Here is a 25,738-nt window from a genome sequence, read left to right as displayed (position 1 = left end):
GGGAGAGTTGCCACGATGGTGCCCACCGCGCCTTACGGAAGCTGGCCGTCGCCGATCGACGCGGCCCTGGCCGCCGCGCACGACGGTCACCCCGACCACGTCGGGGTGGTCGGCGACGACCTGTGGTGGACGGAGGCGCGCCCCGCCGAGGGCGGCAGGCGGGTCCTGGTGCGCCGCCGCCCCGACGGCGAGGCGCAGCCGGTGCTGCCCGCACCGTGGAACGTGCGCAGCCGGGTCATGGAGTACGGCGGCCACCCCTGGCACGGCGCCGACCACGCGGCAAAGGGCCCGCTCGTCGTCTTCGTCCACTTCGACGACCAGCGCCTCTACGCGTACGAGCCGAACGCGACGGCCGCGCCCAGGCCACTCACCCCGCTGTCGCCGGTCGGCCAAGGCCTGCGCTGGGTCGATCCCCGGATCGACCTCGACCGGGGCGAAGTGTGGTGCGTCCTGGAGGAGTTCACCGGCGAGGGCCCCACCGACGTACGCCGCGTGATCGCGGCCGTGCCGCTGGACGGATCGGCGGCCGAACACCGGGGCGCGGTAAGGGAGTTGAGCGACGGGCGGCACCGCTTCGTCACCGGCCCGCGGCTCTCGCCCGACGGGCGGCAGGCCGCCTGGATCGGCTGGGACCACCCCCGGATGCCGTGGGACGGCACCGAGCTGATCCTCGCGGACGTCGGCGAGGACGGCGCCTTGCACCGGGCCCGGACTTTCGCGGGCGGCCCTGAGGAATCCATCGCGCAGGCCGACTGGGCCGCCGACGGACAGCTCCTGTTCGCCTCCGACCGCAGCGGCTGGTGGAACCTGTACCGCGCGGACCCCGGGGGAGGGAAGCCGGTCGCGCTGTGCCCCCGCGAGGAGGAGTTCGCGGGACCGCTGTGGCAGGTCGGGCGGAGCTGGTTCCAGCCCCTGGAGAGCGGCCTCGTCGCCGTCGTGCACGGCCGGGGCGCCACCACGCTCGGCATACTCGACCCCGAGAGCGGCGAACTCGTCGACGCCGCGGGCCCCTGGACCCAGTGGAGCCCGACGCTCGCCGCCCACGGCAGCCGCATTGTGGGCGTGGCCGCGAGCCCGCGCACCGCGTACGAACTCGTCGAACTCGACACCGCCACCGGCCGCGCCCGCGTGATCGGCTGCGGCCATGCCGACGCGGTCGACCCGGCGTACTACCCCGAACCGCTGATCCGCACCTACACCGGCCCCGGCGGCCGGGACATCCACGCCCACGTCTACCCGCCGCACAGCCCCGACCGGATCGCCCCCGCCGACGAACTGCCGCCCTATGTGATCTGGGCGCACGGCGGCCCCACCAGCAACGTCTCCCTCGTGCTCGACCTGGAGACCGCCTACTTCACCTCGCGCGGCATCGGCGTCGTCAAGGTCGACTACGGGGGCTCCACGGGCTACGGCCGCGCCTACCGCAACCGGCTGCGCGAACAGTGGGGCGTCGTCGACGTCGAGGACTGCGCCGCCGTCGCCCGCGCCCTGGCCGACGAGGGCACCGCCGACCCCCGCCGCCTCGCGATCCGGGGCGGCAGCGCGGGCGGCTGGACCACGGCCGCATCCCTCGCCGCCACCGACGTGTACGCCTGCGGCACCGTCAGCTACCCCGTCCTCGACCTCGCGGGCTGGCTCGACGTCACCCACGACTTCGAATCGCAGTACCTGGAGAGCCTCGTCGGCCCGTACGCCGAACTGCCCGGCCGCTACCGCGAACGCTCGCCCGCCCAGCACGCCGACCGCATCACCGCGCCCTTCCTGCTGCTCCAGGGCCTGGACGACGCGATCTGCCCGCCCGCGCAGTGCGAACACTTCCTGGAGAAGATGGCCGGGCGCGGCATCCCGCACGCCTACCTCACCTTCGAGGGCGAGGGCCACGGCTTCCGCCGCGCCGACACGATGATCCGCGCCCTGGAGGCCGAATTCTCGCTGTACGCCCAGGTGTTCGCGATCGACCGCACCGACATCCCCCTCCTGGAGCTCACCAAGTGACCGCCGTCGAACTCACCCGCCCGACCCGGCTGCGGCCCGGCGCCAGAATCGCCGTGGTCGCCCCGAGCGGGCCCGTCGGCGAGGAGCGGCTCCAGGCCGGGCTCGACATCCTGCGCGGCTGGAACCTCGACCCGGTCGCCACGCCCCAAGTCACCGACAGACACCGGGAGTTCGGATACCTGGCGGGCGAGGACGAGACGCGGGCGCGCGACTTCGAGCGGGCCTGGTGCGACCCGAGTGTCGACGCGGTGATGTGCGCCCGCGGCGGCTACGGCGCCCAGCGCATGGTCGACCTCCTCGACTGGAACGCGCTGCGGGCGGTCGGACCCAAGGTGCTCATCGGCTACAGCGACGTGACCGCCCTGCACGAGGCGTTCGCCGTCCGCCTGGGCCTGGCCACCCTGTACGGGCCGATGGCCTCCACGCTCGCCTTCCTCAAGAACGCCGCCACTCAGGAATCCCTGCGCACCACCCTGTTCGAGCCGGAGGCCGCGATGACCCTCGGCCTGCCGGGCGCCCGCGCGCTGATCCCCGGCCGCGCCCGCGGCATCACCGTCGGCGGCTGCGCGTCCCTGCTCGCCGCGGACCTCGCCACCCCGCACGCCCGCCCGTCCGCCGAGGGCGGACTGCTCCTGCTCGAAGACATCGGCGAGGAGGACTACCGCCTGGACCGCATCCTGACCCAACTCCTGCGCGCGGGCTGGCTGGAAGGCGTGACCGGCGTCGCCCTCGGCTCCTGGCTGGAGTGCGGCCCGTACGAGGAGAGGGTGCGCCCGGTGCTGCGTGAACGCCTGGGCCGACTGGGCGTACCGGCGGTGGAAAACCTGGGTTTCGGACACTGCGACGCGGCCCTGACGATGCCGCTGGGGGTGCCGGCGGTGCTGGACGCGGACGGCGGGACGATCACGCTGGAGAGGCCCGCGCTGGCCTGAGTGCGACGGGCCTTAAGGGGCGCGGGGAACTGCGCGACCAGCCACAGCCGGCCCGCAGCAGAACGACAACCAATCTGCCGAACCGCCGGACGGCTCGTGTCGAAGCCGTTGACGCAGAACTTGCACGTGTCACAGCATGAGCCCGCCCTGCCAATCGGTAGGCTCGCTCGCCGTGGAGGACGCCGTGACCCGTCGCCGTACCATGCCCAGAGTCCGCAGACCGCTGGCGACCGCCCTCGGCACGGCACTCGCCGTACCGCTGCTCGCGGCCGCACCGGCCGCCGCGGCGCAAGGTGGCGCCCAGGGCCAAGTCACCGTCACCGCACTGCGGTTCACGGTCACGGTGGGCGGCCGGACCTGCGCCGTCGACGCCGACCTCTACCGCCCGGCCGGAGTCGACAAGGCGCACCCCGCGCCCGCCGTGCTCACCACCAACGGCTTCGGCGGCAGCAAGTCGGACGGCACGACCGACGCCACCGGCAAGGCGTTCGCCACCCGTGGCTATGTCGCCCTCGCCTACTCGGGGCTCGGCTTCGGCAAGTCGGGCTGCCTCATCTCGCTGGACGACCCGGGGATCGACGGCCGCGCCGCGTCCCGCCTCATCGACTTCCTCGCCGGGACCCGCGCCGCCGACGACGGCACGCGCATCGACTTCGTCACCAAGGACCGCCCGGGCGACCCGCGCGTCGGCATGATCGGGGGCTCGTACGGCGGGGCCATCCAGATGGCCACGGCCGCCGTCGACCACCGCGTCGACGCCCTCGTCCCGATGATCACCTGGAACGACCTGACGTACGCGCTCGACCCCAACAACGCGGCCGACCGCAAGGTGCCCGGCGCCTTCAAATGGCAGTGGACCAACGGGTTCTACCTCATCGGCGAGAGCCAGCCCATCACGCTGCCCAACCTCGACCCGTCCCGCTGGGGCTCGCTCGGCTGTGCGCACTTCGTGCCCGGTGTCTGCGACACCTTCGGACTGCTCAACTCGGGCAGCTACCCGGCCGCCGCCACCGCCGCGATGCAGCGCTACGCCCGCAGCGTCTCGCCGGTCGGCTACCTCGACCGCATCGAGGCGCCCACCCTGCTCATCCAGGGGCAGACCGACACCCTGTTCAACCTCAACGAGGCGACGGCGACGTACGACGCGCTGAAGGACCGCGGCACCACGACCAAGATGATCTGGCAGTCCTGGGGCCACAGCGGCGGCCAGGTGCCCGGTGAACTCAACATGTCCCAGGGCAACCTGGAGACCAGCTACACCGGCAAGCGCATCCTGGCCTGGTTCGACCGCTACCTTCGCAAGCAGAAGAACACCGACACCGGGCCCGCCCTCGCCTACTACCGCGACTGGCAGAGCGGCTACGGGGCGGCGTCCAAGGTCCCGCCGCTCACCCGGACGGTCTACCTCTCCGGCGACGGCAGGCTCGTCGACGACCGCGCGAAGGTGGTGCGCGGCAGCCGCACGTACACCAACCGGCTGGTCCCGACGAGCCATTCGGAGAGCTCGCTGGCCGACGCGATCGGCCTGCCCGACCCGGCCCCGTACGACACCGCGGGCACCTACCTCGGCTGGGACACCGACCGGCTGAAGGCGCCCGTCGACGTGGTCGGCTCGGCGAAGGCCACCCTCAAGGTCTCCTCGCCCGCGGCGGAGAGGGTGCAGAACTCGGGCAACGCCGCCGACAAGCTGGTCCTCTTCGCCAAGCTGTACGACGTGGCCCCGGACGGCACCAAGACCCTGGTGCGCCGCCTGATCGCCCCGGTGCGGGTGCCGGACGTCACGAAGCCGTTCACCGTCGCCCTGCCCGGCATCGCGCACCGCTACGAGGCTGGGCACCGCATCGAGTTCGTGGTCGCCGCGAGCGACGACTCCTACCTCGGCAACAAGGGCATCAAGCCGGTGACGGTCGTGAGCGCCCCCGGCGACCCGGGGACGCTCCAACTGCCCGTCGTCAGAGGGAAGTTGAACTGATCGCCGCGTAGCCGGGGCGCACGAGCTCGTCGATGATGCGACGGCGTTCCGGCAGCGGCAGGAACGCCGCCTCGACCGCGGCGACGGTGAACTCCTCGAAGACCTCCGGGCCGTAGCCGAAGGCGTCCGCCATGTGCTGGAACTCCTCGCTCATGGTCGTGCCGGACACCAGACGGTTGTCGGTGTTCAGCGTGACCGTGAAGCCGAGCCGGCGCAGCTCGTCGATCGGGTGCTTCTCGTATGAGATCGCGGCGCCGGTCTGGAGGTTGGAGGTCGGGCAGACCTCCAGGGCGATCCGGTTGTCACGGACGTACGCGGCCAGGTGGCCGAGCGTGCCGTCCGCGGCGATGTCGTCGGTGATGCGCACGCCGTGTCCGATGCGCTCGGCGCCGCACACCTGGACCGCCTCGTGGACGGACTCGGCGCCCACGGCCTCGCCGGCGTGGATGGTGATGTGGCAGTTGTGGTGCTTGAGGTGCTGGAAGGCGGGCAGGTGCTCGGCCGGCGGGTTGCCGATCTCGCCGCCCGCGATGTCGAAGCCCGCCACCCCGCGCTCGCGGTGGGCGACGGTGAGCTCGGCTATCTCCAGGGAGCGCCGGGTGTGCCGCATGCCGGTGAGCAGCGCGCGGACGGTGATCTTCCCTCCGGTGCGGCGCTCGCCCTCGCGCAGGCCCTCGTTGACGGCGTCCACGACCTCGTCGAGGGTCAAGCCGGCTTCCAGGTGCTGCTCGGGGGCGTAGCGCACCTCCGCGTAGACGACCCCGTCGGCCGCGAGGTCCTCGGCGCACTCGGCCGCGATGCGGTGCAGCGCCTCGCGGGTCTGCATCACCGCGCAGGTGTGGGCGAAGGTCTCCAGGTAGCGCTCAAGGGAGCCGGAGTCCGCGGCGTCGCGGAACCACACCGCGAGCTCGGCCGGATCCTCGGTCGGCAGACCGGCGTACCCGCAGGCGCGGGCCAGCTCGACGATGGTGGCGGGGCGCAGGCCACCGTCGAGGTGGTCGTGGAGGACGGCCTTGGGGGCCCGGCGGATCCACTCCGCGGGGGTGACCGGAGCGGCGGCGGCAGGGTTGTCTGACAAGTGCATGAGGCGGGAGTGTACAGCGTGTCGCGCCGGTGTCCTGCGGGGTGCTAGCAGGACTGGAGCACCGCCAGCGCGGGCGCGCCCGTCGGCAGCATGTGCTTGGCGGCCATGACCGGGGTGCCGTCGATCCGTACGACCTGCGTGATCAGCACGGCCGGGGTGTCCGCCGGACGGTCCAGCTGCTCGCCCCTGCGGCGGCCGAGCAGCGTCGCGCTGATCCCGCTGTGCGCGGTGAGCGGGACGCCCCGCGAGGCCTCGGCGAGGACGGTGAGCATCGAGACGGCGGGCTCGGCGGACAGGGCTTCGCCGAACGCGGGGTGCAGCTTCTCCAGGACGTCACCGGGCGCCGCCCACTCATGGCTGAGGGCGACTGAGAGCGACTCCCCGACCAGCACGGACTCCCAGAACCGCAGCTCGGACCCGGCGGGCGCGAGCAGGTGCTGGGTGGTGAAGTCGGTGGGCTCCTCGCGGCTGCGCAGCAGGGCCTTCACCCGGACCGGGCCGAGGAGCTCGTCGAGCGGCTGGAGCTGTTCGAAGCCGCGCCGGGGCGGCCGGTCGTTCACGGTCCGGCCCACCCCGCGCCGTACCGAGAGCAGCCCGTCCTCCTGGAGCAGGAGCAGCGCCTCGCGCAGCGCGGGGCGGCTCACCCCGAGCTCGCCCGCGAGCTTGGGCTCCGAGGGCAGGGTGGAGCCCGGGGGATAGGTGCCGTCGTGGATCGCGTCCGCGATCCGCTCGTACAGCGCGACGACCGGCCTGCGCTGCTGCCCGCTCATGGCCATGGACCTGCCCTCCGTATGCCGGAACCCCAGCATGACCCGACCGTTACTTGTCTGACAAGGAGGCCCAGGGCTGGATGGGCTCACCCGTACGGCCCGCCCCACCGCACCCCGTGGCCGCGCATCCGTCAACCTGGGCGGAAGGGAGCGACGGCAGCACCAGCGGAAAGGGCCGGCTGATGAGCCCCAAAGACGCGTCGAGCAGGGCGAAGGGCAGGGCGGGCGGCGCTTTCACACCGGCCAGGATCGCGATCCTCGCCCTCGCCGTCCTGGCGCTCGTCTTCATCTTCGAGAACACCCGCCAGGTCAAGATCCGCCTGCTGATCCCCGAGGTCTCGATGCCGCTGTACTTGGCACTGCTCGCGGTGTTCGTGGTGGGGCTGTGCTGCGGTGGCTACTTCATGAAGCGACGGAGCGGCAGGTGATGCGCGTGCGGGCCCGCGCCGCGACGGTGACGGCGGCCCTGTTCCTGGCGACGGCGGCCACGACGGGCACCGCCCTGGCCGAAGGGTCGGCGGCCCGGCCCCCGATGCCGGCGTTCGTGGGCAAAGGCCTGATCCACGTCGTCAACAAGCTGGACATGAGAACCAAGCTGGACGTGCGGGACATCGGCGGCGGACACCGCACGGTGCTGTGGCCCTTCAACTGGAAGGTCTGCACCCAGAGCCCGGCGGCCGGCGCGCCCCTCGCCGAGCACATCCGGGTGAGCGTCGGCGTGGTGAAGAAGACGGAGCGATGCCCCAAGCGGTGAGCTGCCAATGGCTCGGCAGCCTGCCCCCACGCGAACCGAGACCCGGACCGGGGCAACGCAACACCGTCGCCCACGGCCAACGGCCGCCGACGCGCGGCGAACTCGTTCGACCGCGTCACCATCCAGTCGCAGCAGGGAGTGTCACCACCGGTATGGACGTTCTCTTCATCACGAGCGTGGCGGCGGTCGTCGCCGACCCGCCGCTCAGCCGCAAGCTGTTCATCGAGGCTCTTGGCCTCCCTCTGGAGGGGGAGGGCAACGGCTATTACTCCAGCGGGAGCGTCCCCGGCAGCAAGCACTTCGGCCTGTGGCCGCTCTCGCAGGCGGCCGAGGCATGCTTCGGCACGGCCCAGTGGCCCGCCGACCGGGTGGTCCCGCAGGCATCGATCGAGTTCGAGGTGGCGAACGCGGAAGCCGTCACAGCCGCCGGTGCCGAGCTTCAGCGCGCGGGCTTCGAGCTGCTGCACCAGGCCCGCACCGAGCCGTGGGGCCAGACCGTGGCCAGACTCCTCACGGCGGACGGCTTGATCGTCGGGATCTCCTACGCCCCCTCCCTGCACGACGCGCAGGACGACCAGCGCCCCGGGTGAGCCCGGCCCGAGACCGGTGACGGCGACGCGGATCGATCACATCCCGGGTCGATCAGTCGATCAACCAGCAGGTCGATCAATCGAGTTGAGCCATTGGCTCGGCTGGAGCGGCCTGGCCCAGGGGCTCGGAGAGCGGCAGCCCGGCGTACCAGCGGCGGTGTACCAGCGGCTCCACGCACAGGACGGCGGCGCCCGCGAGCGTTCCCACGAGGAGGGCGGGCCGGCCGCCGTCGGCAAGGGCGTTGAGGCAGGCGAGGCCCACGACGAGCGGGCGTACCAGAGTCAGTGGTCCCAGGCCCATGACCATGGCGAGCGTGCTGGCTCGGAACGGCAGGACGAAGTACGCCGCGAGGGAGAGGGCGACCATGGCGGCGTAGAGCGTGAGCGGGACGAGGAAGCCGGTGCCGCCGTCGGTGAGGGCGGCATACGCGCGGGCCCGGTCGTCGGCGCTCAGCAGCACGCCGAGGGCTGTGAGCACGGGCGCGAGCAGCAGGGCGGCGCCCACGGCCAGGCCGCGCACCGCCGCACGGGCGACGGCACGGCCCTTGCGGATCCTGGCGTCCCGTCCGGCGAAGGCGCGGAAACCGCTGAACGCCGCGTCGATCAGGCCGAGCGCGGCCAGCGGCGGAGCCGGGTTCATCGCGCAGCCCCGGCGAGCTGTTCGGGGCCCACGAGCCTGCGCGAGGCGCGGCCGAGGGCGAGGCGCAGGGGTGCTTCCAACTGCGGGCGGACACCGAGAACCGGGCGAAGCGTCGTGCAGAAGGGGTTCGCCATGCCCCTCGGTTCGTACAGCAACGGGCGGATACCGGGGACGGACGCGGCGCGCAGGAGCGTCGCGTCGTCGTGGGCGCGCAGTGCCGAGGCGACGCCGTCGTGGCGGCCCAGCGGGTGACGCATCCGGGCGCGGTGGAAGACCCAGGCGCCGATGGGCGCGAGCCGGGTGGCGGCGATGTCGTAGTGGCAGAAGGCGAGCGCCGGCGAGGCCGCCTGCGCCCGGAAGAACTCCGCGAGGGCCGGGCCGCGGAAGTGGTGCAGCACACCGGTGGAGACGAACACGGTGGCGGCTTCCGGCAGGTCGAAGGCGTTGCCGTGGACGAAGCGGCAGGCCAGCCCTTCGGCCCGGGCCAGCCGGTCCGCTTCGTTGACCAGGGCGGCGTCGAGGTCGACCCCGACGAGTTCGACGTCAGGGCCGAGCGCGACGGTGGCCGCGAGCCAGCGGACCAGATAGCCGAGCCCGCAGCCGACGTCGACCAGCCGCAACGGCCCGGCGTGACCGCTCGCGCGGATCGCGGTGAACAGCGGGCTCAGCACGTGCGCCAGGCGCTCGCCGATGCGCAGCTCCTCGCTGAGCCGTTGCAGTTCGGTGTGCACGCCGACCATCAGCCGGTCCACGGCGACCGGGTCGAGAACGCCGTCCGGGCCGGCCGGCAGCGCGGCGACGATACGGGCCGCGCGCCGGTCACCACTCTCGACGAGCCGCCGCACCACGGCGGCCCGGCTGACCGGCAGCCGCGCTCCGCCGGCCGGATCCGTGTCGGTGATCAGGTCGGATATCTCAAGGTGGGGCACGGCCGAGAACCCTAACCGCTCCTCTTCGCGCCCCTGACCCCCGGCAGGGCCTGCCGGACTCCGCCTAGCGTCGCCCACCCTTGTAATTGATCTTCATCGTGTCGAGGTCGGTCACCGTCGAGCGCAGATCGCGGTACCCATGGCCCAACGCCCCCAGCGCGGACTCCGCCCTGTCCTCGGCGATCGCCGCGGCCATCTCCTCGCCGTCGGCGGCGTCCGAGACGACGGTGTAGCGCCACGAGAAGTGCTTCAGGGCCCGGTCGTAGGTGAGCGAGCCCTCCTCGGTGAAGGTCATCGCGGTCAGGCCGTGGCCGTCGACCTCCGCGAGCAGCTTCGTGCGCGAATCCTCGCTCAGCCCGTCCCACACACCGCGCACGATGACCCGGTAGGTGTGCTGCTCGCTCATGTCCTGCTGTCCTTCCGCACTGCGTGTCGCATCGGGTGCCCGCTGCGGGTAGATGGTCGCCCACCGGCCGGAACGTGTCGACCGATATACGGGGTGGCCCCAGCCATCCCTTGAAGCGCCCTCGATGCCCCGAGCCCCGTCCACAACGATGGACCGGGCGCCCTGCTCGCCGAGCTCGTCGTGGGCGCCTTTGCGCAATCCTGAGCGGGGGTCCCCTGGCCGTTGTCAGTGGCGCGGTGTTCCATGGTCATCGGGGGAATCGGCCGAAAGGGCTGCCGAAGCCCCGTACGAGGGAGTGAGGTTGCCTTGGCCACGACCGTGCGACGTGCCGTACTGACCCTGCCCGGCGCCCCGTTGGGCGAGCCGAACCCCCTGCCCGCGCTGCGGCCGCGCGACGAGACGCACCGGCTCGACGAGCGGGCCCGCGAAGGCCTGCCCCGGGACATGGCCCGCCAGATCGGGTACGAACCGCTGGAGACCCTGCTGCCCGTGCGGGTCCTCGACGGCTACGGGCGGGAGCGGGGCCCGGTCGAGCTGGACACGATCGTGATCGAGAACGACCGGCTGCGCGCCACCGTGCTGCCGGGCCTCGGCGGCCGCGTCCACTCCCTGTTCCACAAGCCGACCGGCCGCGAACTGCTCTACACCAACCCGGTGTTCCAGCCCGCCGACTTCGCGCTCAACGGCGCCTGGTTCTCCGGCGGCATCGAGTGGAACATAGGGGCCACCGGCCACACCACCCTGTCCTGCGCCCCCGTCCACGCGGCCCTCGTCCCCGCCCCGGACGGCGGCGAGATGGTCCGCCTGTGGGAGTGGGAGCGGCTGCGCGACCTCCCCTTCCAGGTCGACCTCTGGCTCCCCGACGGCTCCGACTTCCTGTACGTGGGCGTCCGCATCCGCAATCCGCACGAGAAGCCGGCGCCCGTCTACTGGTGGTCCAACATCGCCGTGGAGGAGGGCGAGCGCACCCGTGTGCTCGCCCCGGCCGACGAGGCCTGGCACTTCGGGTACGAACACACCCTGCGCCGGGTCCCCGTGCCCGCGTGGGACGGCACCGACCGCACGTACCCGCTGCGCAGTGAGTACCCCGCCGACTACTTCTACGAGGTCCCCGACGGCGCGCGCCGCTGGATCGCCTCCCTCGACGAGAGCGGCCACGGCCTCGTGCAGACGTCCACGGACACCCTGCGCGGCCGCAAGCTGTTCCTGTGGGGCTCGGGGCGCGGCGGCCGCCGCTGGCAGGAGTGGCTGACCGAGCCGGGGACCGTCGGGTACGCCGAGATACAGGCGGGCCTCGCCCGCACCCAGTTGGAGCACGTGCCGCTCGACCCGGGCGGCGAGTTCGCCTGGCTGGAGGCGTACGGGCCGCTGTCCGCCGACCGGGCGCTGGTGCACGGCGCCGACTGGGCGGCCGCCCGAGCTGAAACCGAGGGCAGCCTGGAGCGGGCCCTGCCGCGCGCCACCGTGGAGGAGGCGTACGCCGCCTGGCGGCCGTTCGCCGACGCCGAGCCCGGCGAGCGCCTGGCCACCGGGTCGGGCTGGGGCGCCCTCGAAGTCCTGCGTACGGGGGCGAAGCTGCCCGGCACCCCGTTCTCCGAGCTGACGCTCACTCAGGAACAGCGCCCCTGGCTGGAGTTGCTGCACAACGGGGTGCTCCCGGAGCCGCGCAAGGTGACCCCGCCCGGCCCCACGCTGGTCGCCCCGCCCTGGCGGGACATGCTGGAGACGGCGTCGGCCGACCCGCTCACCGAGTACCACCTCGGCGTCGCCCAGTGGCACGCGGGCGACCATGCCCAGGCCGTCCGCAGTTGGGAGCGCGGCCTGCCGCTCGCCCCGTCCCGCTGGCCGCTGCTGCGCTGCCTCGCCGTCGCCGACCAGCTGTCCGGACACGCGAGCCGCGCCGCCGACCGCTACGCCGAGGCCTACGACGACTTCTGCGAGGAGCGCAGGGACGGAGAGCCGTGGACGGCGGCCGACGCCGCGCTCGGCCGCGAGGCGATCGAGGCACTGCTCACCGCCGACCGCCCGGCGCAGGCCCGGGCGATATGGGACCGGCTGCGCCCCGCCGTCCGCGAACGCGGCCGCTTCCGGCTCGTCGAGGCCCAGCTCCTCCTCGCGGAGGGCGAGCCGGACGTCGCCCGCGCGCTCTTCGAAGCGGGCTTCGAGGTCGCCGACCTGCGCGAGGGTGCGGAAACCCTGAACGAGGTGTGGGCCCGCCTCACCGACGCCCCGCTCCCGGACCAGTACGACTACCGGATGCGCCCGGGGGAGTAAGGGAGAACCCGATATGGTGCGCCCTTGCTTGGACGGCTCCTGGGGAGGGGCCGCAGGGGAGGGGCGCACTTCAGTGAGGGATCAACTCACGGCTGCCGCGAGGCAGTCGAAGGCACGGCCATGCCCGCAGTGCGGGGCGGACACGCCGTACGACGAGCGCTTCGTCATGTGGTGCGCCGCCTGCGACTGGAACGTCGACCCGGGCGGTGCGGAGCCGGCCCGGGGCCGGTTCGAGGAGATGCAGCGCCGACTCGCCCACCGCTACGGCGAGCAACTGCACGCCGAGCTGCTCGCCGACCCGGACGCCGCCAAGGGACGCGTCGCCGCCCTGCGCGGCCACAGCGTCGATGCCACGCATCCGCCGACCCATCTGCGCCGCCACCTCATCGAGGCGGGGGAGCCCGCGGCGGCGGCCGTCGTCATCGACCCGGGGGCGGCCGCCTCGATCGCCGCCGAACTCGCCCCGGCCCGCGAGACGGTGGCCCGCGCGGTCATCCGCGACCTGGCGGGCTGAGAGCCCGCGTCCGAACCGCGCCCGGGCTGCGGTGTCCGCACAGGGCCTGCGGTTCAGTACGCCGGTTTGCGGTCGACGTACTCGAAGACCGAGCCGTCGGGGTGGACCGCGATCAGATTGCGGCCCACCGGCGTCGCGACCGGGCCCGCGATGATGCGGGCGCCGGCCTCGGTGAGGGTGGTGTGGGCGTCGTCGACGTCCTTGACGGCCACCGTCGCCGCCACCTTCCGCAGCACTTCGAGTTCCGCCTCGGGCCCGCTCATCAGCAGGAAGGCGCCGACGGCGGCGACGGACACGCCCCCGCGGTCGAAGCGGAGCGCCTGACTGCCGGTGACGCGCTCGTAGAAGACGATCGCGCTGTCCAGGTCGTCGACGCAGATGCGCAGCGTGGTGCCCAGAATCTCCATGCCCCGCAGCCTAGTTGGGGGAGATCGCCCACGGCAGGGGATCCGGCGGCCCGGACGACGGGCCGAGTGCGCGGGACAGCGGGTCACTCCCTCGATGCTTCGAAGCGCGGGCCGGTGGCGAAAAGTTTCTCGGACGAGGTCGCAACCTCGGGGGTCGCCGCACGTCTGGTGGGTTGAAGGCGCCCTTCACCAGCTGTTCCAGACCGTGTTTCCTCACTCCTCGGAGAGTCCATGTCTACGCACGCCAAGCGCATCCACCGCCGCCCCCGGGTCCTGGGCGCCGCCGTCACCGGGGTCGCACTGCTGTTGGGCGGAGCCTTCGCCGCGCAGGCCGTCGCCGACTCCGGCCCGAAGCCCGCCGCCCCCAAGGTCGCCACGAGCGGCGACTCGGCCGCGGCGGTGTCCAAGTCCGGTGGTTCGGCGGCCGCCGTGTCCAAGTCCGGTGGCTCGGCGGCTTCCGACGGCGCCGCGAAGGTCGCCGGGGCGGGCAAGCAGGCCGCCGCGGACAAGGCCGCCGCAGCCCCCGACACCGCGCCCAAGGTGATCAAGCCGGGCAGCGGAGCAGCCGGCAAGTAACAGCAGCGGTTGCACCATGGGGCGGGCGGGCCCTTCAACACGGCCCGCCCGCCCCTCCCGGACACGGATCGAGGCCCATGCAGTACGCCATAACCGCAGCGCCGACCTGGTGGTCCCGGCTGCTCGCGCGCATGCCCCGGACCGAGGACGCGTCGGTACGGGACCGTCGTCCGTCCCGGACAGGTGACACGCCCGTACGGGACCGTCATCTGCGGGCACTCCCCACGCCGTACGACGACGAGCCGCCGCCCACGCTGACCGAGCTGTACCGGGCCCGGCGGCTCGACATGGTGCGTCTCGCGCTCTTCCTGGTGGACGATCTGCCCACCGCCGAGGACGTCGTCCAGGACGCGTTCGCCGCGCTGTGCCGCACCCACGGCACCTCGCTGCGCGGGCTCCAGGACCCGGGGGCGTATCTGCGCACCGCCGTGGTCAACGCGGCCCGCTCCGTGCTGCGCAGACGCCGCACCTCGCGCGCCTACACCCCGCCCCACCAGGGTGCCGGCGCACCGGTGGACGAGGGGCTGCTGCTCGCCGAGGAGCACCGCCAAGTGCTCGATGCCATGGGGCAATTGACGCAGCGTCAGCGCGAGGTGCTCGTACTGCGCTACTGGTCGGAGCTGACCGAGGCGCAGATCGCGCAGACGCTCGGGCTTTCCCGAGGCACGGTGAAGTCCACCGCGAGCCGCGCGCTGGATGTCCTGGAGAAGAGACTGGGGGCGGCCCGATGAAGCCGAACGCAGAAGACCGCCGGTTCGCGACGGACGACCGGGTCCGCGCCGCGCTGCTCGCCCGCGGCGCGCTCGTCACGCACGCCGACCTGCGCCGCGACGTGCCCCCGCAGGGCCGCAGCTGGGGAGTCCGCCGGGTGCGCAGGGTCGCCTTCGCCGCGCTCGGTGTCGCCGCTGCCGTGGTGGCCGTGTGCCTGCTGGTGCTGCCCGGCAACCCGCTGGACCCGGCCCCGGCCCCGCCCGCCCGCACCCCGGGCATCAACGAACCACCGCCCACGACCGGGCCCTCGGTCATCCCGCCCCGAGTGATCGGCCGGCCGTAGGGGCCGGAGTGATCGCCGCATCCCGGTCACGCACGGCGGAAGATCTCGCCGTGCGGCACCGTCCCGCTCACACGCGGCAGAGGATCTCGCCGTGCGGCACCATGAACCAGGCGTCGTCGTGGGCGCCCCATGCCCGCCAGGCCTCGGAGATCGCGGTCAGTTCGGCCGCCGTGGCATGCCCGCCCTCGACCGCCAGACCGGCGTACGAGGAGGCGACCGTACGGTCGGCCCACAGCCCGCTCCACCACGCGCGCTCCTCCTCGGTGGCGAAGCACCACGTGCTCGCGGACGCCCTGATGTCGGTGTAACCGGCCTCCAGCGCCCAGGACTTGAGCCGCCGCCCGGCATCCGGCTCGCCCCCGTTGGCGCGAGCCACCCGGTGGTACAACTCCAGCCACCCGTCCAGTACGGGCGCCTCGGGGAACCAGGTGAACGCGCCGTAGTCGCTGTCGCGCACCGCGACGATCCCGCCCGGCCTGGTGACCCGGCGCATCTCGCGCAGCGCCTGCACCGGGTCGCCCACGTGCTGCAGCACCTGATGGGCGTGCACGACGCAGAACGTGTCGTCCGGGAAGTCCAGCGCGTGGACGTCCGCGACCGCGAACGACATGTTGCCCAGGCCGCGTTCGGCCGCGTACGCGCGGGCCTGCTCGACGATGCCCGGCGCGTGGTCGACCGCGGTCACCTCGCCGTCCGGTACGAGCGCGGCCAGATCGGCGGAGATGGTGCCGGGACCGCAGCCGATGTCCAGGATCCGCATGTGCGGCTTCAGCTCACCGATGAGGTACGCCGCCGAGTTGGCGGCGGTCCGCCAGGTGTGCGAGCGCAGCACGGACTCGTGGTGGCCGTGGGTGTAGACGGCGGTCTCGCCCGGCGTGGCCGGGGGCGTCTCCTGCGACATGAGCGGCTTCCTCTCCGAGAGCTGAACGGTGAACGGCGCACGGAACGGCGGAGGTGAACCGACCCGTGAACTGCCCTGGTGGTGAGCCCACTTTAAAGCGAACGGTCAGATTCTGAGATTGCTGTCTCGGGATATGGACGTCCGTGGGATGCGTGCGAAGTGGGCTCGGAGGGACTGGCGACAGCCCGTCCGGGTACTCGGCCCGCATGGAAACGAACCTGCCGGAGCAGCTCTCCCAGGTCGTCCGGGACGCCATCAGGGACGAGCTGCGCGAACAGACCAGCAAACAGCGCCGCGCCGCGCGCATGTACGCGGGCGCCGGTGCGGCCGGGCTCTACGGAGGCGCCGCGCTCACCGCGTTCCTGCTGCTCGCCCTCGCGATGGTGTTGCCGTACTGGGCGGCCGCGCTGATCATCGCCGTGCTGCTGCTCGGGGCCGCCGCACTGCTGAGCCGGGGCGCCCGCAGCAGCCGGCCGACACCGGCCGACCCGGTGTCCCAGCCGCTGGAACCCGGCGTGCCACCCGGCGCCCCGGTCATCCCGCCGATGGTCCCGCCGGGTGCCCCCGAACCGCCCCGGGGCCCGCTCGGCGCACCCCACGACACGAGCCGTTAGCAACCCGGGGAGACGGGCGGGACGGCCGCCCGGCTGGAGGGAACAAAGGCGCCGCCCGCGCTCGTTGTCTCCCCGCCAAGCTGTGATCGACCAGGGAGGGAATCATGAGCGACCTCGCCATCCAGTACGTGGGCGGCCCCACCGCCGTCATCGAGATCGGCGGGGTGCGGCTGGTGACCGACCCCACCTTCGACGCCCCGGGCGACTACCCGATGGGCGACCGCAAACTCGTCAAGAGCGCGGGGCCCGGCCTCGGTGCCGAGGAGGTCGGCGCCGCCGACCTGGTGCTGCTCTCGCACGACCAGCACCCCGACAACCTGGACCGCACCGGCCGTGACTACCTCGACCGGGCCCCCGTCGTGCTCTCCACGGCCGCCGCGCACAGCAGGCTCGGCGACCGCGTCACGGTGCTGCCCAACTGGGAGACGTACCGCAGCGGGCGGCTGAGCATCACCGGTGTGCCGGCGCTCCACGGCCCCGCAGGCTGCGAGCCCGTGGTCGGCGAGGTCACCGGCTTCGTGCTGCACGGGGACGGCCTGCCCACGGTGTACGTCAGCGGCGACAATGCCTCCCTCGACCACGTGCGGAGCATCGCCGAGCGCTTCGGGCCCGTCGATGTGGCCGTGCTGTTCGCGGGCGGCGCCCGCACCCCGCTGCTCGACGCCTACCTCACGCTGTCCAGCGCGGACGCCGCCGAGGCCGCCGAGATCCTGGGCGCCCGGCACGTCGTACCGCTGCACTTCGAGCACTGGGCCCACTTCAGCCAGGGCCCGGACACCCTGGTCGAGGCGTTCGGGGCGGCCGGGCTCACCGAGCGGCTGCACCTGCTCAAGCCGGCCGGACGCTTCACGCTCTGACCCGGAGGCGTTCGTACCGCTGAACCCCTAACACCCCCGCGCCCGGCGGGTGGCACTCGGATCGACCGTGCCGCCCGCCGGGCGTCGCTGTGCCACCCCCTCGCACCCGCCGCGCCGAGCCCGCCCGCACGGGTTTGATCCGCCCCGCCGTGGCTACCCGGAAGGCCTACCACGCGAGGTGACATGGCCGACAAACCCGAGAACCCGAGCGCGGTGGACGTCCTGCGGGGCGCCCGCGCCCAGCTGTCCGAACTCATCGGCAGGCCCGCCGAATCCGTCTCGTCCTTCGAACGCGCCGACCACGGCTGGCAGTTGAGGATCGAGGTCCTCGAACTCGCCCGGGTCCCGGACACGATGAGCCTGCTCGCCTCGTACGAGGTCGAACTCGACCCGCGGGGCGAACTCACCGGCTACCGGCGACTGCGCAGGTACGAACGCGGCCGGGCCGACAAGAACGGCTGAATCCGCCCGCTCACGGGGCGCGGCAGAAGCGGAAGAAGCAGAGGCCGTGGGACGACACGGCGACGAACCGACAAGCCAACAGACAAGGAGGGCCGGACACCATGACGGTTGTCCCGGCACAGCAAGGCGGCAGCGGCGGCACCAGTGGCCTGTACGACGTGCTGGAGCTCGTGCTCGACCGAGGGCTCGTGATCGACGCGTTCGTGCGGGTCTCCCTCGTCGGCATCGAGATCCTGAAGATCGACATACGGGTCGTGGTCGCCAGCGTCGACACCTATCTGCGGTTCGCCGAGGCGTGCAACCGCCTCGACCTGGAGGCGGGCCCGCACCGCAGCCCCGGACTGCCCGACCTGGTCGGCGAGATCACCGAGTCCGGCGCCCGCGGCAAGTCCAAGGGAGCGCTCTCGGGCGCCGCGCAGACCATCTCCGACGCCTTCAAGGAGGCCCGTGAGGAGGGCGAGCAGGAGCCCAGGCCGCGAGCCCGGCGCACCGCGTCGCGCCGGAAGGAGGAGCAGGAATGACCACGTACGTCTATGGCATCGCCCGCCGTGACCACGGTCGGCTGCCGGAGCGGATGGGCGGCATCGGCGACCCGCCGTGCCCGGTCCGCACCGTCGAACAGGGTGATCTGGTGGCGCTGGTCAGCGACGCCCCGCAGGAGCTCAGGCCCAAGCGCCGCGATCTGCTCGCCCACCAGAACGTCCTCGCCGAGGCGGGCGCGGGCGGGCCCGTGCTGCCCATGCGGTTCGGCGGCGTCTCGCCCGACGACGACGCCGTACGGGCCGTGCTCGCCGAACACGAGAAGCGCTACCTGGAGCGGCTCGAAGTGCTCGACGGCAAAGTCGAGTACAACGTGAAGGCGACGCACGACGAAGAGGCCGTGCTCCATCAAGTCCTCGCGGAGAACGCCGAGTTGAGGGCCATGAGCGACGCCAACCGGAAGGCCGGCGGCGGCACGTACGAACAGAAGCTGCGGCTCGGCGAACGCATCGCCGTCGCCGTCCAGCAGCGCGAGGCGACCGACGCCGTCCTGGTGGAGCGCACCCTTGAGAGTGCTTGCGAGGAGCGGAGCCCCGGACCGCGGTCCACCGGCTGGCTGGCCAACATCTCCTTCCTGGTGCCGCGCGAGCACGCGGCCGAGTTCGTCGCCGCCGTGGACACCCTGCGCGAACGCGCCCCGCACCTGGTCCTCCAGGTCCACGGCCCGCTGCCGCCCTACAGCTTCACGGGGTGAGCGCGTGGGTCTCCTGAAGGAGCTGCTGCTGCTTCCCGCGGCGCCCGTCCGCGGCACCTTCTGGGTGCTGGGCCAGGTGGCCGCGGAGGCGGAGCGGCAGTACTACGACCCCGCGACCGTGCGACGCCAACTGGCGCTGTTGGAGCGGCAGTTGATGAACGGCGAGATCGACGAGGCCGAGTTCGACCGCCGTGAGGACGAGCTCCTCGACCGCCTCGAACACCCCACCCGCGCCGCCGCCGATCCCCGGAGGAACTGATGGCGACCCCGGCCCGATTTCCCGACGCCTACCCGCCCGACGGCAGCGGCGCGAACCTCGCCGACATTCTCGAACGCGTCCTCGACAAGGGAATCGTCATAGCCGGGGACATTCGCATCAACCTCCTCGACATCGAACTCCTCACCATCAAATTACGGCTCATCGTCGCCTCCATAGACAAGGCGAAGGAAATGGGCATCGACTGGTGGGAGGACGACCCCGCACTCTCCACCGGCGCCCGCCGACGTGAACTGGCCGCGGAAAACGATGAGTTGAAGGAAAGGATCGCCGCACTCGAATCGGCACGGAACGCCGAGGCCACACAGGGCGCGACGCGGGAGAAAACGGCGGCGAGCACGAAGAGGGAACGAGGTGCGGTGACCGATGAATCACGTTCATGAAGAGCAGCTGCTGTACGTGTATGCCGTGACGCGTGCCTTTGCCGCCCCGCTCCCCGACGGGGTGTCCGGGCTCGACGGTGAGCCGCCCGGCCTGATCGAGCACCGCGGCCTGTGTGCCGCGGTGAGCCGTGTCCCCGCCGAGGACTTCGACGCCATCCCGCTCCGGGCCCACCTGGAGGACCTGGACTGGCTCGGCCGGACCGCCCGCACCCACCAGGCGGTGATCGCGGCGCTCGCCACGGTCACCTGCCCCGTGCCGCTCCGGCTCGCCACCGTGTGCCGCGACGAGAGCGGGGTGCGGCGGCTGCTCGACGCCGGCCGCGCCCGCTTCGTGTCGGCCGTCGAACGCCTCGACGGGCGCGTCGAATGGGGCGTCAAGGTGTACGTCCAACCTCAACCACCGCAACCCGCAAGGGAGTTGAACGCGGCCACTGGGCGGGACTACCTGCGCCAACGGCTCGGCCAACGACAGTCCCGCGACGAGACCTGGCGGCGCGCCGGCACGCTCTCCCGCGCCCTGTACGCGGAACTGTGCGAGCGCGCCGAGGCCGGTCGGCTGCATCCGCCACAGAACGCACGCCTGTCCGGCGAGCCCGGCGAGAACGTGCTCAACGCCGCCTACCTGGTGCCGCACGAGCGGAGCGAGGAGTTCGTCTCGGCGGTACGGGACTTCATTCCGCACATCGAGGGCGTACGCGTGGAGCTGACCGGGCCCTGGGCGCCGTACTCCTTCGCCGGCGGACCGGACGACGGACCCGGCCAACAAGACCGACGCGCGCAAGGCGGACACGAACGAGACGACGGGCCCGGCCGAGCGCACTTGGAGGGCCAGTGAGCGGCGACGGCGATGTCCTCGCGCAGCGCGAGGTCGCTCTGGTGGACCTGCTCGACCGGCTGCTCGCCGGCGGGGTGGTCATCACGGGCGACCTCACGCTGCGGATCGCGGACGTGGACCTCGTGCGCATAGATCTGAACGCGCTGGTGAGCTCGGTCGGGTCCGAAGTCCCGTCGCCCTTTGAGGAGTTGACATGACAGATGTGGCGGACGCGGTGAACGGCCGGTGCGCCTATGGTGGCGGGCACGAGCCTGCGGGCGGTGGGCCCCGGCGCCGGGTGGAGCTCGACCCCGACACCGTGGAGCGCGATCTCGCGCGGCTGGTCCTGACGGTCGTGGAACTTCTGCGGCAGTTGATGGAGCGTCAGGCCCTGCGCCGCGTCGAGACCGGTGAACTCACCGAGGACCAGGAGGAGCGGATCGGGCTCACGCTGATGCTTCTGGAAAGCAGGATGAGCGAGCTGAGGTCGAAATTCGGGCTGCGCCCGGAAGATCTCAACATCGACCTCGGCCCGCTCGGCCCCCTGCTTCCGAGGGAGAGTTCCTGAATTTCCGCTACCACCTGTACCAGCGTGACCGGCCGGACGTCGTCGTGGAACGCATCAGGAATCCGAGCAGCCACACGACGAGCACGATGATCGCGATCCACCAGAGAATCTTGACCGCGAATCCGAGACCGAACAGGAGAAGTGCGAGGAGCAGGACGAGCAGAATCGGGACCATGATGTGTACCTCCTTGCTTCCGAGTTCCCCTGAATCCCCTTCCTAAGCCGGGAATTGAGCCTCGCGGACCGCACCTTTGTTTTGCCATGCGAACCGCGGACGGCTTCAAGGGTGTACCGGGGGCCGGTACACCGTCAGCGCCTCCGGAAGCTTGTCGAGCGTCAACTCACTTGGTGCCGCGCCCACTTCACCGTCGTACGCCAACGACGTGCCCGGCGCCAGGCCCGGGATCCTGAGGCGGGCCATCCGGCGTGAGGTGTGGACGGGGGAGTGGTGCAGCGGCCCTGCCAGGGCGGCGGCGAGGAGGCGCAGGCCGGGCAGCCGGCCGCCGCGTACCGCGCGCACGTCGAGCAGGCCGTCCGCGAGGTCGAAGCGGCGGGCGGGGGCCGGGCCCAGGCGCTGGTAGACGCAGTTGCCCGCGAACAGCAGCCACAGCGCGGGGCGACTGCCCCCGGGGTCCGCCCGCAACGGCCGTTCCCCGCACAGCACTTCGTACGAGCCGAGGATGCCCGCGGCCCAGCCGCCGATCCGTGGCGACCAGCGTTCCCGCACCCGCACGAGCTCCGGATAGACGCCCAGGCTGAACGTGTTGAGGAAGTGTCCGGCGTCCGCGCCGTCCGGGCCGGGACGGAACCGGCCGAGGTCCACGCGCACCGCGTCGCCCGAGGCCAGCGCCCGGCAGGTGTCCTGGACCTCCTCGATGCCGAGGTCGAGGGCGAAGTGGTTGAGGGTGCCGCCGGGGAACACGGCGAGCGGTACGCCGAGGCGGGCGGCGACGGACGCCGCCAGGTTGACGGTGCCGTCGCCGCCGCACACCCCGAGCGCCCGGCAGCGGCCCGCCGCCTTCTCCAAGGCGGTCGCCAGATCGTCGGGGTCGCACTCGACGACGTCGGCGAGCGGGAGCGCGGCGCGCACCAGCGCGGCCTTCGCGAGCGCGGTGCCGGAAGCGCGATTGGCGACGACCACCAGGTCCTGGCCCGCGGGCAGCGCCGGCGCGTCGGCGTGCGGACGGCCGGGCGGCGGGAGCTGGGTGCGGGTCGGCACGAGCCCGCGTACGGCGAGGGCGGCGCCCACCCCGAGCACCGCGCCCGCCACCACGTCGCCCGGAAAGTGCACCCCGGTGTACACGCGGGACGCCGCCACCGAGAAGCCCACCGGGGCCAGGGCCGCGCCCCACGACCGCGACTCCAGGGCGACCCCGGTCACGAAGGCGGCGGCGGACGCGGCGTGGCCGGAAGGGAACGACGTGGTGATCGGGCGGCGCTTCAACTGGCGCACCAGCGGCACCGCGTCGAGCAGCGGGCGAGCCCTGCGCACCGAGCGCTTGGCGACCGTGTTCACCGTCAGTGAGGCCAGCGCCAGCGAGGCGACGCCGCGCAGCGCCGCCCGGCGGGCCCGGGGCGAACGGGTCGCGCCCATCGCGGTGGCCGCCGCGAACCAGAGCGCGCCGTGGTTGGCGGCCCGGCTCAGCCGTGGCAGTACGGCCTCGGCCGCCGGCCAGTGCCGGGTGGCGGCGAAGTGGAACAGCGCCCGGTCGCGGGCGCCGATTCGCTTGTGCCAAGTGGAGTGCGTCATGGCCCGCGAGTACCCGGCCGCTCCCTGCCCAACCGGCCCCCGCCCGGGGCTCGGCCGCTCCTCGGGACGTGCCCCGGGCGGGGGCCGCTCGGGGCACGTCCCGCCGGAAGGGGATCATGGCGTGCCTCTAAAGAGGTGCGACGCCGCCCCGCGTCTCGTGGTCCGTCACATCGCCGAGGCTCACCATGCCGAGCGGGCGGCCCTCCGCCACCACCGGCAGCCGCCGTACCGCGTGCCGGCGCATCAGCGTGACCGCGGTGGCCACCTCGTCGTCCGGGCCCACGCACACCGGCGGCCGCGTGCACACCGCCTGGGCGCTGACGGTCAGCGGATCCGCCCCTTCGGCGACCGCCCGCAGCGTGATGTCCCGGTCGGTGAGCACCCCGATGACCCGACCGGCCCTGGTGACCAGCACGTCTTCGATGTCCTGGGCCCGCATCAGCTGCGCCGCCTCCACCAGTGAGGCATCGGGCGGCACGGCGGTGACGCCCGCCGTCATCACTTCCCGCACGAAACGTGCCATGGCTGCGCGCCCCGTTCCTGTCGATCCGTAGGGCCGGTCGGCCTTCGCGTCCTCCGCGCCCCGGACCGGGTACCGGGGTCCGGGGCGCGGAAACACGCTTTCCGCGCCGTTTCGCGCGAGGGCACGTTTGGCCCCGGCGGGCCAGGGCAGGCGAACCTCGTGCTTCGGACCGGAGGCACGTCCGTGGGAGCGGCTGTCCGCTCCGGGCGTGCCACGCTGCCCGGCCGGGCTCCCTCGGTGACCACCATCCGCCGACACCGTTTCAGGGAGCTGGACCGCATATGCGAACCAACACCACGGCGAAGCACAGGCACCCGCACGACGACGCACCCAGGACCGCCGCCGCCTTCGAGCGGCTCGCCGCACTGCCCGAGGGGCCCGAACGGGACGCCCTGCGCCAGGACCTCGTCCGCGCCTGGCTGCCCATGTCCGAGCGGCTCGCCGGCCGCTTCCGCAACCGCGGCGAGGCCCTGGAGGACCTCCGCCAGGTCGCTGCCCTCGGCCTGGTCAAGGCCGTCGACCGGTACGACCCGGCCCGCGGCGCCGCGTTCGAGAGCTACGCCGTGCCCACCATCACCGGCGAGATCAAGCGGCACTTCCGCGACCACATGTGGACACTCCATGTGCCGCGCCGCGTCCAGGACTTGAGGAGCCGGGTGCGGGCCGCGACCCAGGAGCTCGCCGCGAGCGCCGGGTCCCACCGGCCCACCGTGGCGGAGCTCGCCGCGCACACCGGGATGACCGAGGAAGAGGTCAGGGCCGGGCTCGAAGCCATCGACAGCTTCAGCGCGCTCTCCCTCGACGCCGAACTCCCGGGCGGCGACGACGGATACACCCTGAGCGACTCGCTCGGCAGCGCGGATCCCGCCCTCGACACCGTCGTCGACCGCGAGGCCGTCAAGCCCGGCCTCAGCTGCCTGCCCGAGCGCGAACGGAAGATCCTCTACATGCGGTTCTTCCGGGACATGACCCAGAGCCGGATCGCCGAGGACCTCGGCATCTCGCAGATGCACGTGTCCCGGCTGATCACGCGCTGCTGCAGCCGTCTGCGGGACCAGGCCCTGCGGGATCCGCACGACGATCGCCCTCGGCCGTCGAGGCCGGCAGCCGCGGCCGTGCGGGACGAGGCCGTGGCGGACGCGGATCCGATGAACGCTGAGCGCTCTCCGGCGGAGCCGGACGAGCGGACGAAACCGAAGCCGAGGGCGGCGGCACCGAGGGCGCCGCGGACGCGCAGGACTCCTCGGGCGGATCAACTGCCCTGCACGGAGCGGAATCTGTCGGATCGTCAAAATCGTGGCCAGGAGCCGGACGCCGCATAGCGAGCGCGATGTGACGGGACATCACATCCATGGCCTGCCCCTCCGCCATCGAGAACGGGCGCGCCGAGCCGGTGCGGAACAGCGTGAGCACCCCCGTCACCGGCCCCGGCGCGCCCAGCGGCACGCACATCAGCGACGACACCTCGGCGCGGGCGAGCACCGGGGCGCCCGACGGGTCGTGGCCGAAACCCTCGATGTCCTCGGGCTGCACCTGGAGCGCGCCGTTCCCCGCCCGGGCCGCCTCCAGGACCAACGGGCAGCTCGCCGGGTCCTGGCCGGCCACGGCGTGCAGGAGCGGGGCCGCGGCCGCGTCCGGCGGGCCGAGGGCCACCGCGCGCCGCAGCCCGCCGTCGACCAGGTCGGCCACGATCCAGTCGGCGAACCGCCCGCAGAGCACCCGGGCGGCCCCGGCGAGCACCGCCCCCCGCTCGCCGGGCGCCAGTTGGAGCAGCGTGGACGCCATGAGGTCGACGGTGTCCATGAGTTCGGCGTGCCGGGTCGACTCGGCGAGATCGGGCATCTCCGGCGGCGGGGGAGCGGCGGCCGAGCCCCGGGCGCTGCCCGCCTGGAACACCACGAGCACCGCGGGCTGCGGCTCGTCCGGCGGTCGCAGCGCGGTGAGAGTCGCCAACAAGGGCTCTTCGGGGCGCTGTTGGAGGTGGACGGTGAGCCCGCGGTCGCCCTCGCCCCGGGCCACCGCGGCAGCCTGCGAGCGGAACGCCGCCCGGTCGCCGGGCGTGAGCAGCGCCGCGAGCGGCCGCCCGGTGGCGTACCCGGCGCGAACCCCGGTGAGGCCGGTCGCCGCGAAGTTCAACCTGCGTACGACGGTCTCCCGGTCGACCAGCGCCACCGGCAGCGGAAGCCGCTGGAACAGGGCCTTGAGGAGCTGCCGTTCCTGCCGTTCCACGGGCGAGGGCGCCCCCGCGGCGGCCAGGATCTGCTCATACCGCGGCCACAACTGCTCCGCCACGTGCTGGAGTTCGAAGAGTGCCGCGTCCAGCACCGTCAACTGCTCACCGACCGGGCGGGCGCGCGCGGCGCGCAGCTCGCCCACCCGTCTGACGAAATCCGCCAGTTCCTCGCCGAATTCGTCCTCCGTCTGCGTCATGGGAAAAAGCTAGCCCGTCGGGCCGGTG

The 25,738-nt window shown here is 72.8% G+C and carries 32 protein-coding genes and 1 pseudogene; 22 read left to right on the top strand and 11 right to left on the bottom strand.

Annotated elements, in window-relative coordinates; genetic code table 11:
* The first annotated feature begins 15 nt into the window (after window positions 1–15).
* The 3 genes from OHA17_RS07520 (at window position 16) to OHA17_RS07510 (ending at window position 4,899) form a co-directional block, all read left to right on the top strand.
* A complete protein-coding gene (locus tag OHA17_RS07520; protein WP_406505170.1) occupies window positions 16–1,995 on the top strand; it encodes a prolyl oligopeptidase family serine peptidase in 1,980 nt (659 codons plus the stop codon).
* Window positions 1,992–2,927: an LD-carboxypeptidase gene (locus OHA17_RS07515; protein WP_406505168.1), complete on the top strand. Its 936-nt coding sequence runs from the start codon at window positions 1,992–1,994 to the stop codon at window positions 2,925–2,927. Before OHA17_RS07520 ends, OHA17_RS07515 begins: the two co-directional genes overlap by 4 nt.
* A 202-nt stretch (window positions 2,928–3,129) precedes the next feature.
* Window positions 3,130–4,899: a CocE/NonD family hydrolase gene (locus OHA17_RS07510; RefSeq protein ID WP_406510658.1), complete on the top strand. Its 1,770-nt coding sequence runs from the start codon at window positions 3,130–3,132 to the stop codon at window positions 4,897–4,899.
* Here OHA17_RS07510 and OHA17_RS07505 read toward each other — a convergent pair.
* Entirely contained in the window at window positions 4,880–5,983 is a 1,104-nt protein-coding gene (locus OHA17_RS07505) for an adenosine deaminase (protein WP_406505166.1), read from the bottom strand. The genes OHA17_RS07510 and OHA17_RS07505 overlap by 20 nt on opposite strands.
* A 44-nt stretch (window positions 5,984–6,027) precedes the next feature.
* Window positions 6,028–6,759: a GntR family transcriptional regulator gene (locus OHA17_RS07500; RefSeq protein WP_406505164.1), complete on the bottom strand. Its 732-nt coding sequence runs from the start codon at window positions 6,757–6,759 to the stop codon at window positions 6,028–6,030.
* Between the two features lie 176 nt (window positions 6,760–6,935).
* Here OHA17_RS07500 and OHA17_RS07495 point away from each other — a divergent pair, with 176 nt between their 5' ends.
* The 3 genes from OHA17_RS07495 (at window position 6,936) to OHA17_RS07485 (ending at window position 8,097) form a co-directional block, all read left to right on the top strand.
* Window positions 6,936–7,181: a LapA family protein gene (locus tag OHA17_RS07495; protein WP_406505162.1), complete on the top strand. Its 246-nt coding sequence runs from the start codon at window positions 6,936–6,938 to the stop codon at window positions 7,179–7,181.
* Window positions 7,178–7,507, top strand: coding sequence for a hypothetical protein (locus OHA17_RS07490; protein ID WP_406505160.1), 330 nt, complete (start codon window positions 7,178–7,180; stop codon window positions 7,505–7,507). The genes OHA17_RS07495 and OHA17_RS07490 overlap by 4 nt, the downstream gene beginning before the upstream one ends.
* 152 nt (window positions 7,508–7,659) lie before the next feature.
* Window positions 7,660–8,097 carry a VOC family protein gene (locus OHA17_RS07485; protein WP_406505158.1) on the top strand — a complete coding sequence of 146 codons (438 nt, stop codon included), beginning with the start codon at window positions 7,660–7,662 and terminating at the stop codon, window positions 8,095–8,097.
* 76 nt (window positions 8,098–8,173) lie between these two features.
* Here the strand turns inward: OHA17_RS07485 and OHA17_RS07480 are convergent, their stop codons facing one another.
* The 3 genes from OHA17_RS07480 to OHA17_RS07470 form a co-directional block, all read right to left on the bottom strand.
* Complete coding sequence (locus OHA17_RS07480; RefSeq protein ID WP_406505156.1) at window positions 8,174–8,737, bottom strand: hypothetical protein; 564 nt, start codon at window positions 8,735–8,737, stop codon at window positions 8,174–8,176.
* Window positions 8,734–9,666, bottom strand: coding sequence for a class I SAM-dependent methyltransferase (locus OHA17_RS07475; RefSeq protein WP_406505154.1), 933 nt, complete (start codon window positions 9,664–9,666; stop codon window positions 8,734–8,736). Before OHA17_RS07475 ends, OHA17_RS07480 begins: the two co-directional genes overlap by 4 nt.
* A gap of 64 nt (window positions 9,667–9,730) precedes the next feature.
* Window positions 9,731–10,072 (bottom strand): DUF6204 family protein, encoded by a 342-nt coding sequence (locus tag OHA17_RS07470; RefSeq protein ID WP_406505152.1) that lies wholly within the window; start codon window positions 10,070–10,072, stop codon window positions 9,731–9,733.
* Window positions 10,073–10,378: 306 nt separating this feature from the next.
* Here OHA17_RS07470 and OHA17_RS07465 point away from each other — a divergent pair, with 306 nt between their 5' ends.
* Both OHA17_RS07465 and OHA17_RS07460 read left to right on the top strand, forming a co-directional pair.
* On the top strand, window positions 10,379–12,346 hold the full coding sequence (locus tag OHA17_RS07465; RefSeq protein WP_406505150.1) for a DUF5107 domain-containing protein: 1,968 nt from the start codon (window positions 10,379–10,381) through the stop codon (window positions 12,344–12,346).
* Between the two features lie 73 nt (window positions 12,347–12,419).
* Window positions 12,420–12,860: a hypothetical protein gene (locus OHA17_RS07460; RefSeq protein ID WP_406505148.1), complete on the top strand. Its 441-nt coding sequence runs from the start codon at window positions 12,420–12,422 to the stop codon at window positions 12,858–12,860.
* A gap of 53 nt (window positions 12,861–12,913) precedes the next feature.
* On the opposite strand, the gene OHA17_RS07455 is transcribed toward OHA17_RS07460, so the two are convergent.
* A complete protein-coding gene (locus OHA17_RS07455) occupies window positions 12,914–13,267 on the bottom strand; it encodes a VOC family protein (protein ID WP_398879097.1) in 354 nt (117 codons plus the stop codon).
* Between the two features lie 231 nt (window positions 13,268–13,498).
* Between OHA17_RS07455 and OHA17_RS07450 the strand changes: the two genes are divergently transcribed.
* From OHA17_RS07450 to OHA17_RS07440, 3 genes are all read left to right on the top strand, one after another.
* Window positions 13,499–13,843, top strand: coding sequence for a hypothetical protein (locus OHA17_RS07450; protein WP_406505146.1), 345 nt, complete (start codon window positions 13,499–13,501; stop codon window positions 13,841–13,843).
* A 77-nt stretch (window positions 13,844–13,920) separates the two neighbouring features.
* Complete coding sequence (locus tag OHA17_RS07445) at window positions 13,921–14,574, top strand: RNA polymerase sigma factor (protein ID WP_406505144.1); 654 nt, start codon at window positions 13,921–13,923, stop codon at window positions 14,572–14,574.
* Window positions 14,571–14,897, top strand: a complete 327-nt coding sequence (locus OHA17_RS07440) for a hypothetical protein (protein ID WP_406505142.1) — start codon at window positions 14,571–14,573, stop codon at window positions 14,895–14,897. Before OHA17_RS07445 ends, OHA17_RS07440 begins: the two co-directional genes overlap by 4 nt.
* Window positions 14,898–14,964: 67 nt before the next feature.
* On the opposite strand, the gene OHA17_RS07435 is transcribed toward OHA17_RS07440, so the two are convergent.
* A complete protein-coding gene (locus tag OHA17_RS07435; RefSeq protein ID WP_406505140.1) occupies window positions 14,965–15,798 on the bottom strand; it encodes a class I SAM-dependent methyltransferase in 834 nt (277 codons plus the stop codon).
* Window positions 15,799–16,004: 206 nt separating this feature from the next.
* Here OHA17_RS07435 and OHA17_RS07430 point away from each other — a divergent pair, with 206 nt between their 5' ends.
* From OHA17_RS07430 to OHA17_RS07385, 10 genes are all read left to right on the top strand, one after another.
* The gene (locus tag OHA17_RS07430) at window positions 16,005–16,412 is read left to right on the top strand and encodes a phage holin family protein (RefSeq protein WP_406505138.1); all 408 of its coding nucleotides are present in this window, start codon (window positions 16,005–16,007) and stop codon (window positions 16,410–16,412) included.
* Between the two features lie 104 nt (window positions 16,413–16,516).
* The gene (locus OHA17_RS07425) at window positions 16,517–17,269 is read left to right on the top strand and encodes an MBL fold metallo-hydrolase (protein ID WP_406505136.1); all 753 of its coding nucleotides are present in this window, start codon (window positions 16,517–16,519) and stop codon (window positions 17,267–17,269) included.
* Between the two features lie 183 nt (window positions 17,270–17,452).
* Window positions 17,453–17,731 (top strand): gas vesicle protein, encoded by a 279-nt coding sequence (locus OHA17_RS07420; RefSeq protein ID WP_406505134.1) that lies wholly within the window; start codon window positions 17,453–17,455, stop codon window positions 17,729–17,731.
* Between the two features lie 101 nt (window positions 17,732–17,832).
* A complete protein-coding gene (locus tag OHA17_RS07415; protein WP_406505133.1) occupies window positions 17,833–18,252 on the top strand; it encodes a gas vesicle structural protein GvpA in 420 nt (139 codons plus the stop codon).
* Window positions 18,249–18,965 carry a GvpL/GvpF family gas vesicle protein gene (locus OHA17_RS07410; protein WP_406505131.1) on the top strand — a complete coding sequence of 239 codons (717 nt, stop codon included), beginning with the start codon at window positions 18,249–18,251 and terminating at the stop codon, window positions 18,963–18,965. The genes OHA17_RS07415 and OHA17_RS07410 overlap by 4 nt, the downstream gene beginning before the upstream one ends.
* Window positions 18,966–18,969: 4 nt before the next feature.
* Window positions 18,970–19,224, top strand: a complete 255-nt coding sequence (locus tag OHA17_RS07405; protein WP_406505129.1) for a gas vesicle protein GvpG — start codon at window positions 18,970–18,972, stop codon at window positions 19,222–19,224.
* Entirely contained in the window at window positions 19,224–19,625 is a 402-nt protein-coding gene (locus OHA17_RS07400) for a gas vesicle protein (RefSeq protein ID WP_406505128.1), read from the top strand. The genes OHA17_RS07405 and OHA17_RS07400 overlap by 1 nt, the downstream gene beginning before the upstream one ends.
* The gene (locus tag OHA17_RS07395) at window positions 19,609–20,460 is read left to right on the top strand and encodes a GvpL/GvpF family gas vesicle protein (RefSeq protein WP_406505126.1); all 852 of its coding nucleotides are present in this window, start codon (window positions 19,609–19,611) and stop codon (window positions 20,458–20,460) included. The genes OHA17_RS07400 and OHA17_RS07395 overlap by 17 nt, the downstream gene beginning before the upstream one ends.
* Window positions 20,457–20,657, top strand: coding sequence for a gas vesicle protein (locus tag OHA17_RS07390; protein ID WP_406505124.1), 201 nt, complete (start codon window positions 20,457–20,459; stop codon window positions 20,655–20,657). The genes OHA17_RS07395 and OHA17_RS07390 overlap by 4 nt, the downstream gene beginning before the upstream one ends.
* A complete protein-coding gene (locus tag OHA17_RS07385; protein ID WP_406505122.1) occupies window positions 20,654–21,007 on the top strand; it encodes a gas vesicle protein K in 354 nt (117 codons plus the stop codon). Before OHA17_RS07390 ends, OHA17_RS07385 begins: the two co-directional genes overlap by 4 nt.
* 7 nt (window positions 21,008–21,014) lie before the next feature.
* Here OHA17_RS07385 and OHA17_RS07380 read toward each other — a convergent pair whose 3' ends face one another.
* From OHA17_RS07380 to OHA17_RS07370, 3 genes are all read right to left on the bottom strand, one after another.
* Window positions 21,015–21,182 carry a hypothetical protein gene (locus tag OHA17_RS07380; protein ID WP_053728731.1) on the bottom strand — a complete coding sequence of 56 codons (168 nt, stop codon included), beginning with the start codon at window positions 21,180–21,182 and terminating at the stop codon, window positions 21,015–21,017.
* 105 nt (window positions 21,183–21,287) lie between these two features.
* Window positions 21,288–22,757 (bottom strand): bifunctional phosphatase PAP2/diacylglycerol kinase family protein, encoded by a 1,470-nt coding sequence (locus OHA17_RS07375; protein WP_406505120.1) that lies wholly within the window; start codon window positions 22,755–22,757, stop codon window positions 21,288–21,290.
* A gap of 127 nt (window positions 22,758–22,884) precedes the next feature.
* Window positions 22,885–23,280, bottom strand: coding sequence for a CBS domain-containing protein (locus OHA17_RS07370; protein ID WP_406505118.1), 396 nt, complete (start codon window positions 23,278–23,280; stop codon window positions 22,885–22,887).
* Window positions 23,281–23,561: 281 nt separating this feature from the next.
* Here OHA17_RS07370 and OHA17_RS07365 point away from each other — a divergent pair.
* Window positions 23,562–24,356, top strand: a pseudogene (locus tag OHA17_RS07365) (RNA polymerase sigma factor SigF); the annotation flags it as partial.
* Here OHA17_RS07365 and OHA17_RS07360 read toward each other — a convergent pair.
* The gene (locus tag OHA17_RS07360; protein ID WP_406505116.1) at window positions 24,307–25,710 is read right to left on the bottom strand and encodes a PAS domain-containing protein; all 1,404 of its coding nucleotides are present in this window, start codon (window positions 25,708–25,710) and stop codon (window positions 24,307–24,309) included. The pseudogene OHA17_RS07365 and the gene OHA17_RS07360 overlap by 50 nt on opposite strands.
* Window positions 25,711–25,738 lie beyond the last annotated feature (28 nt).

Origin of the sequence: Streptomyces sp. NBC_00212 (assembly GCF_045206365.1) — a bacterium.
In the GTDB taxonomy this organism is placed as follows: Bacteria; Actinomycetota; Actinomycetes; order Streptomycetales; family Streptomycetaceae; genus Streptomyces.
Note: the sequence above shows the minus strand (reverse complement) of the source record. Positions and strands in the feature narration are given on the sequence as shown.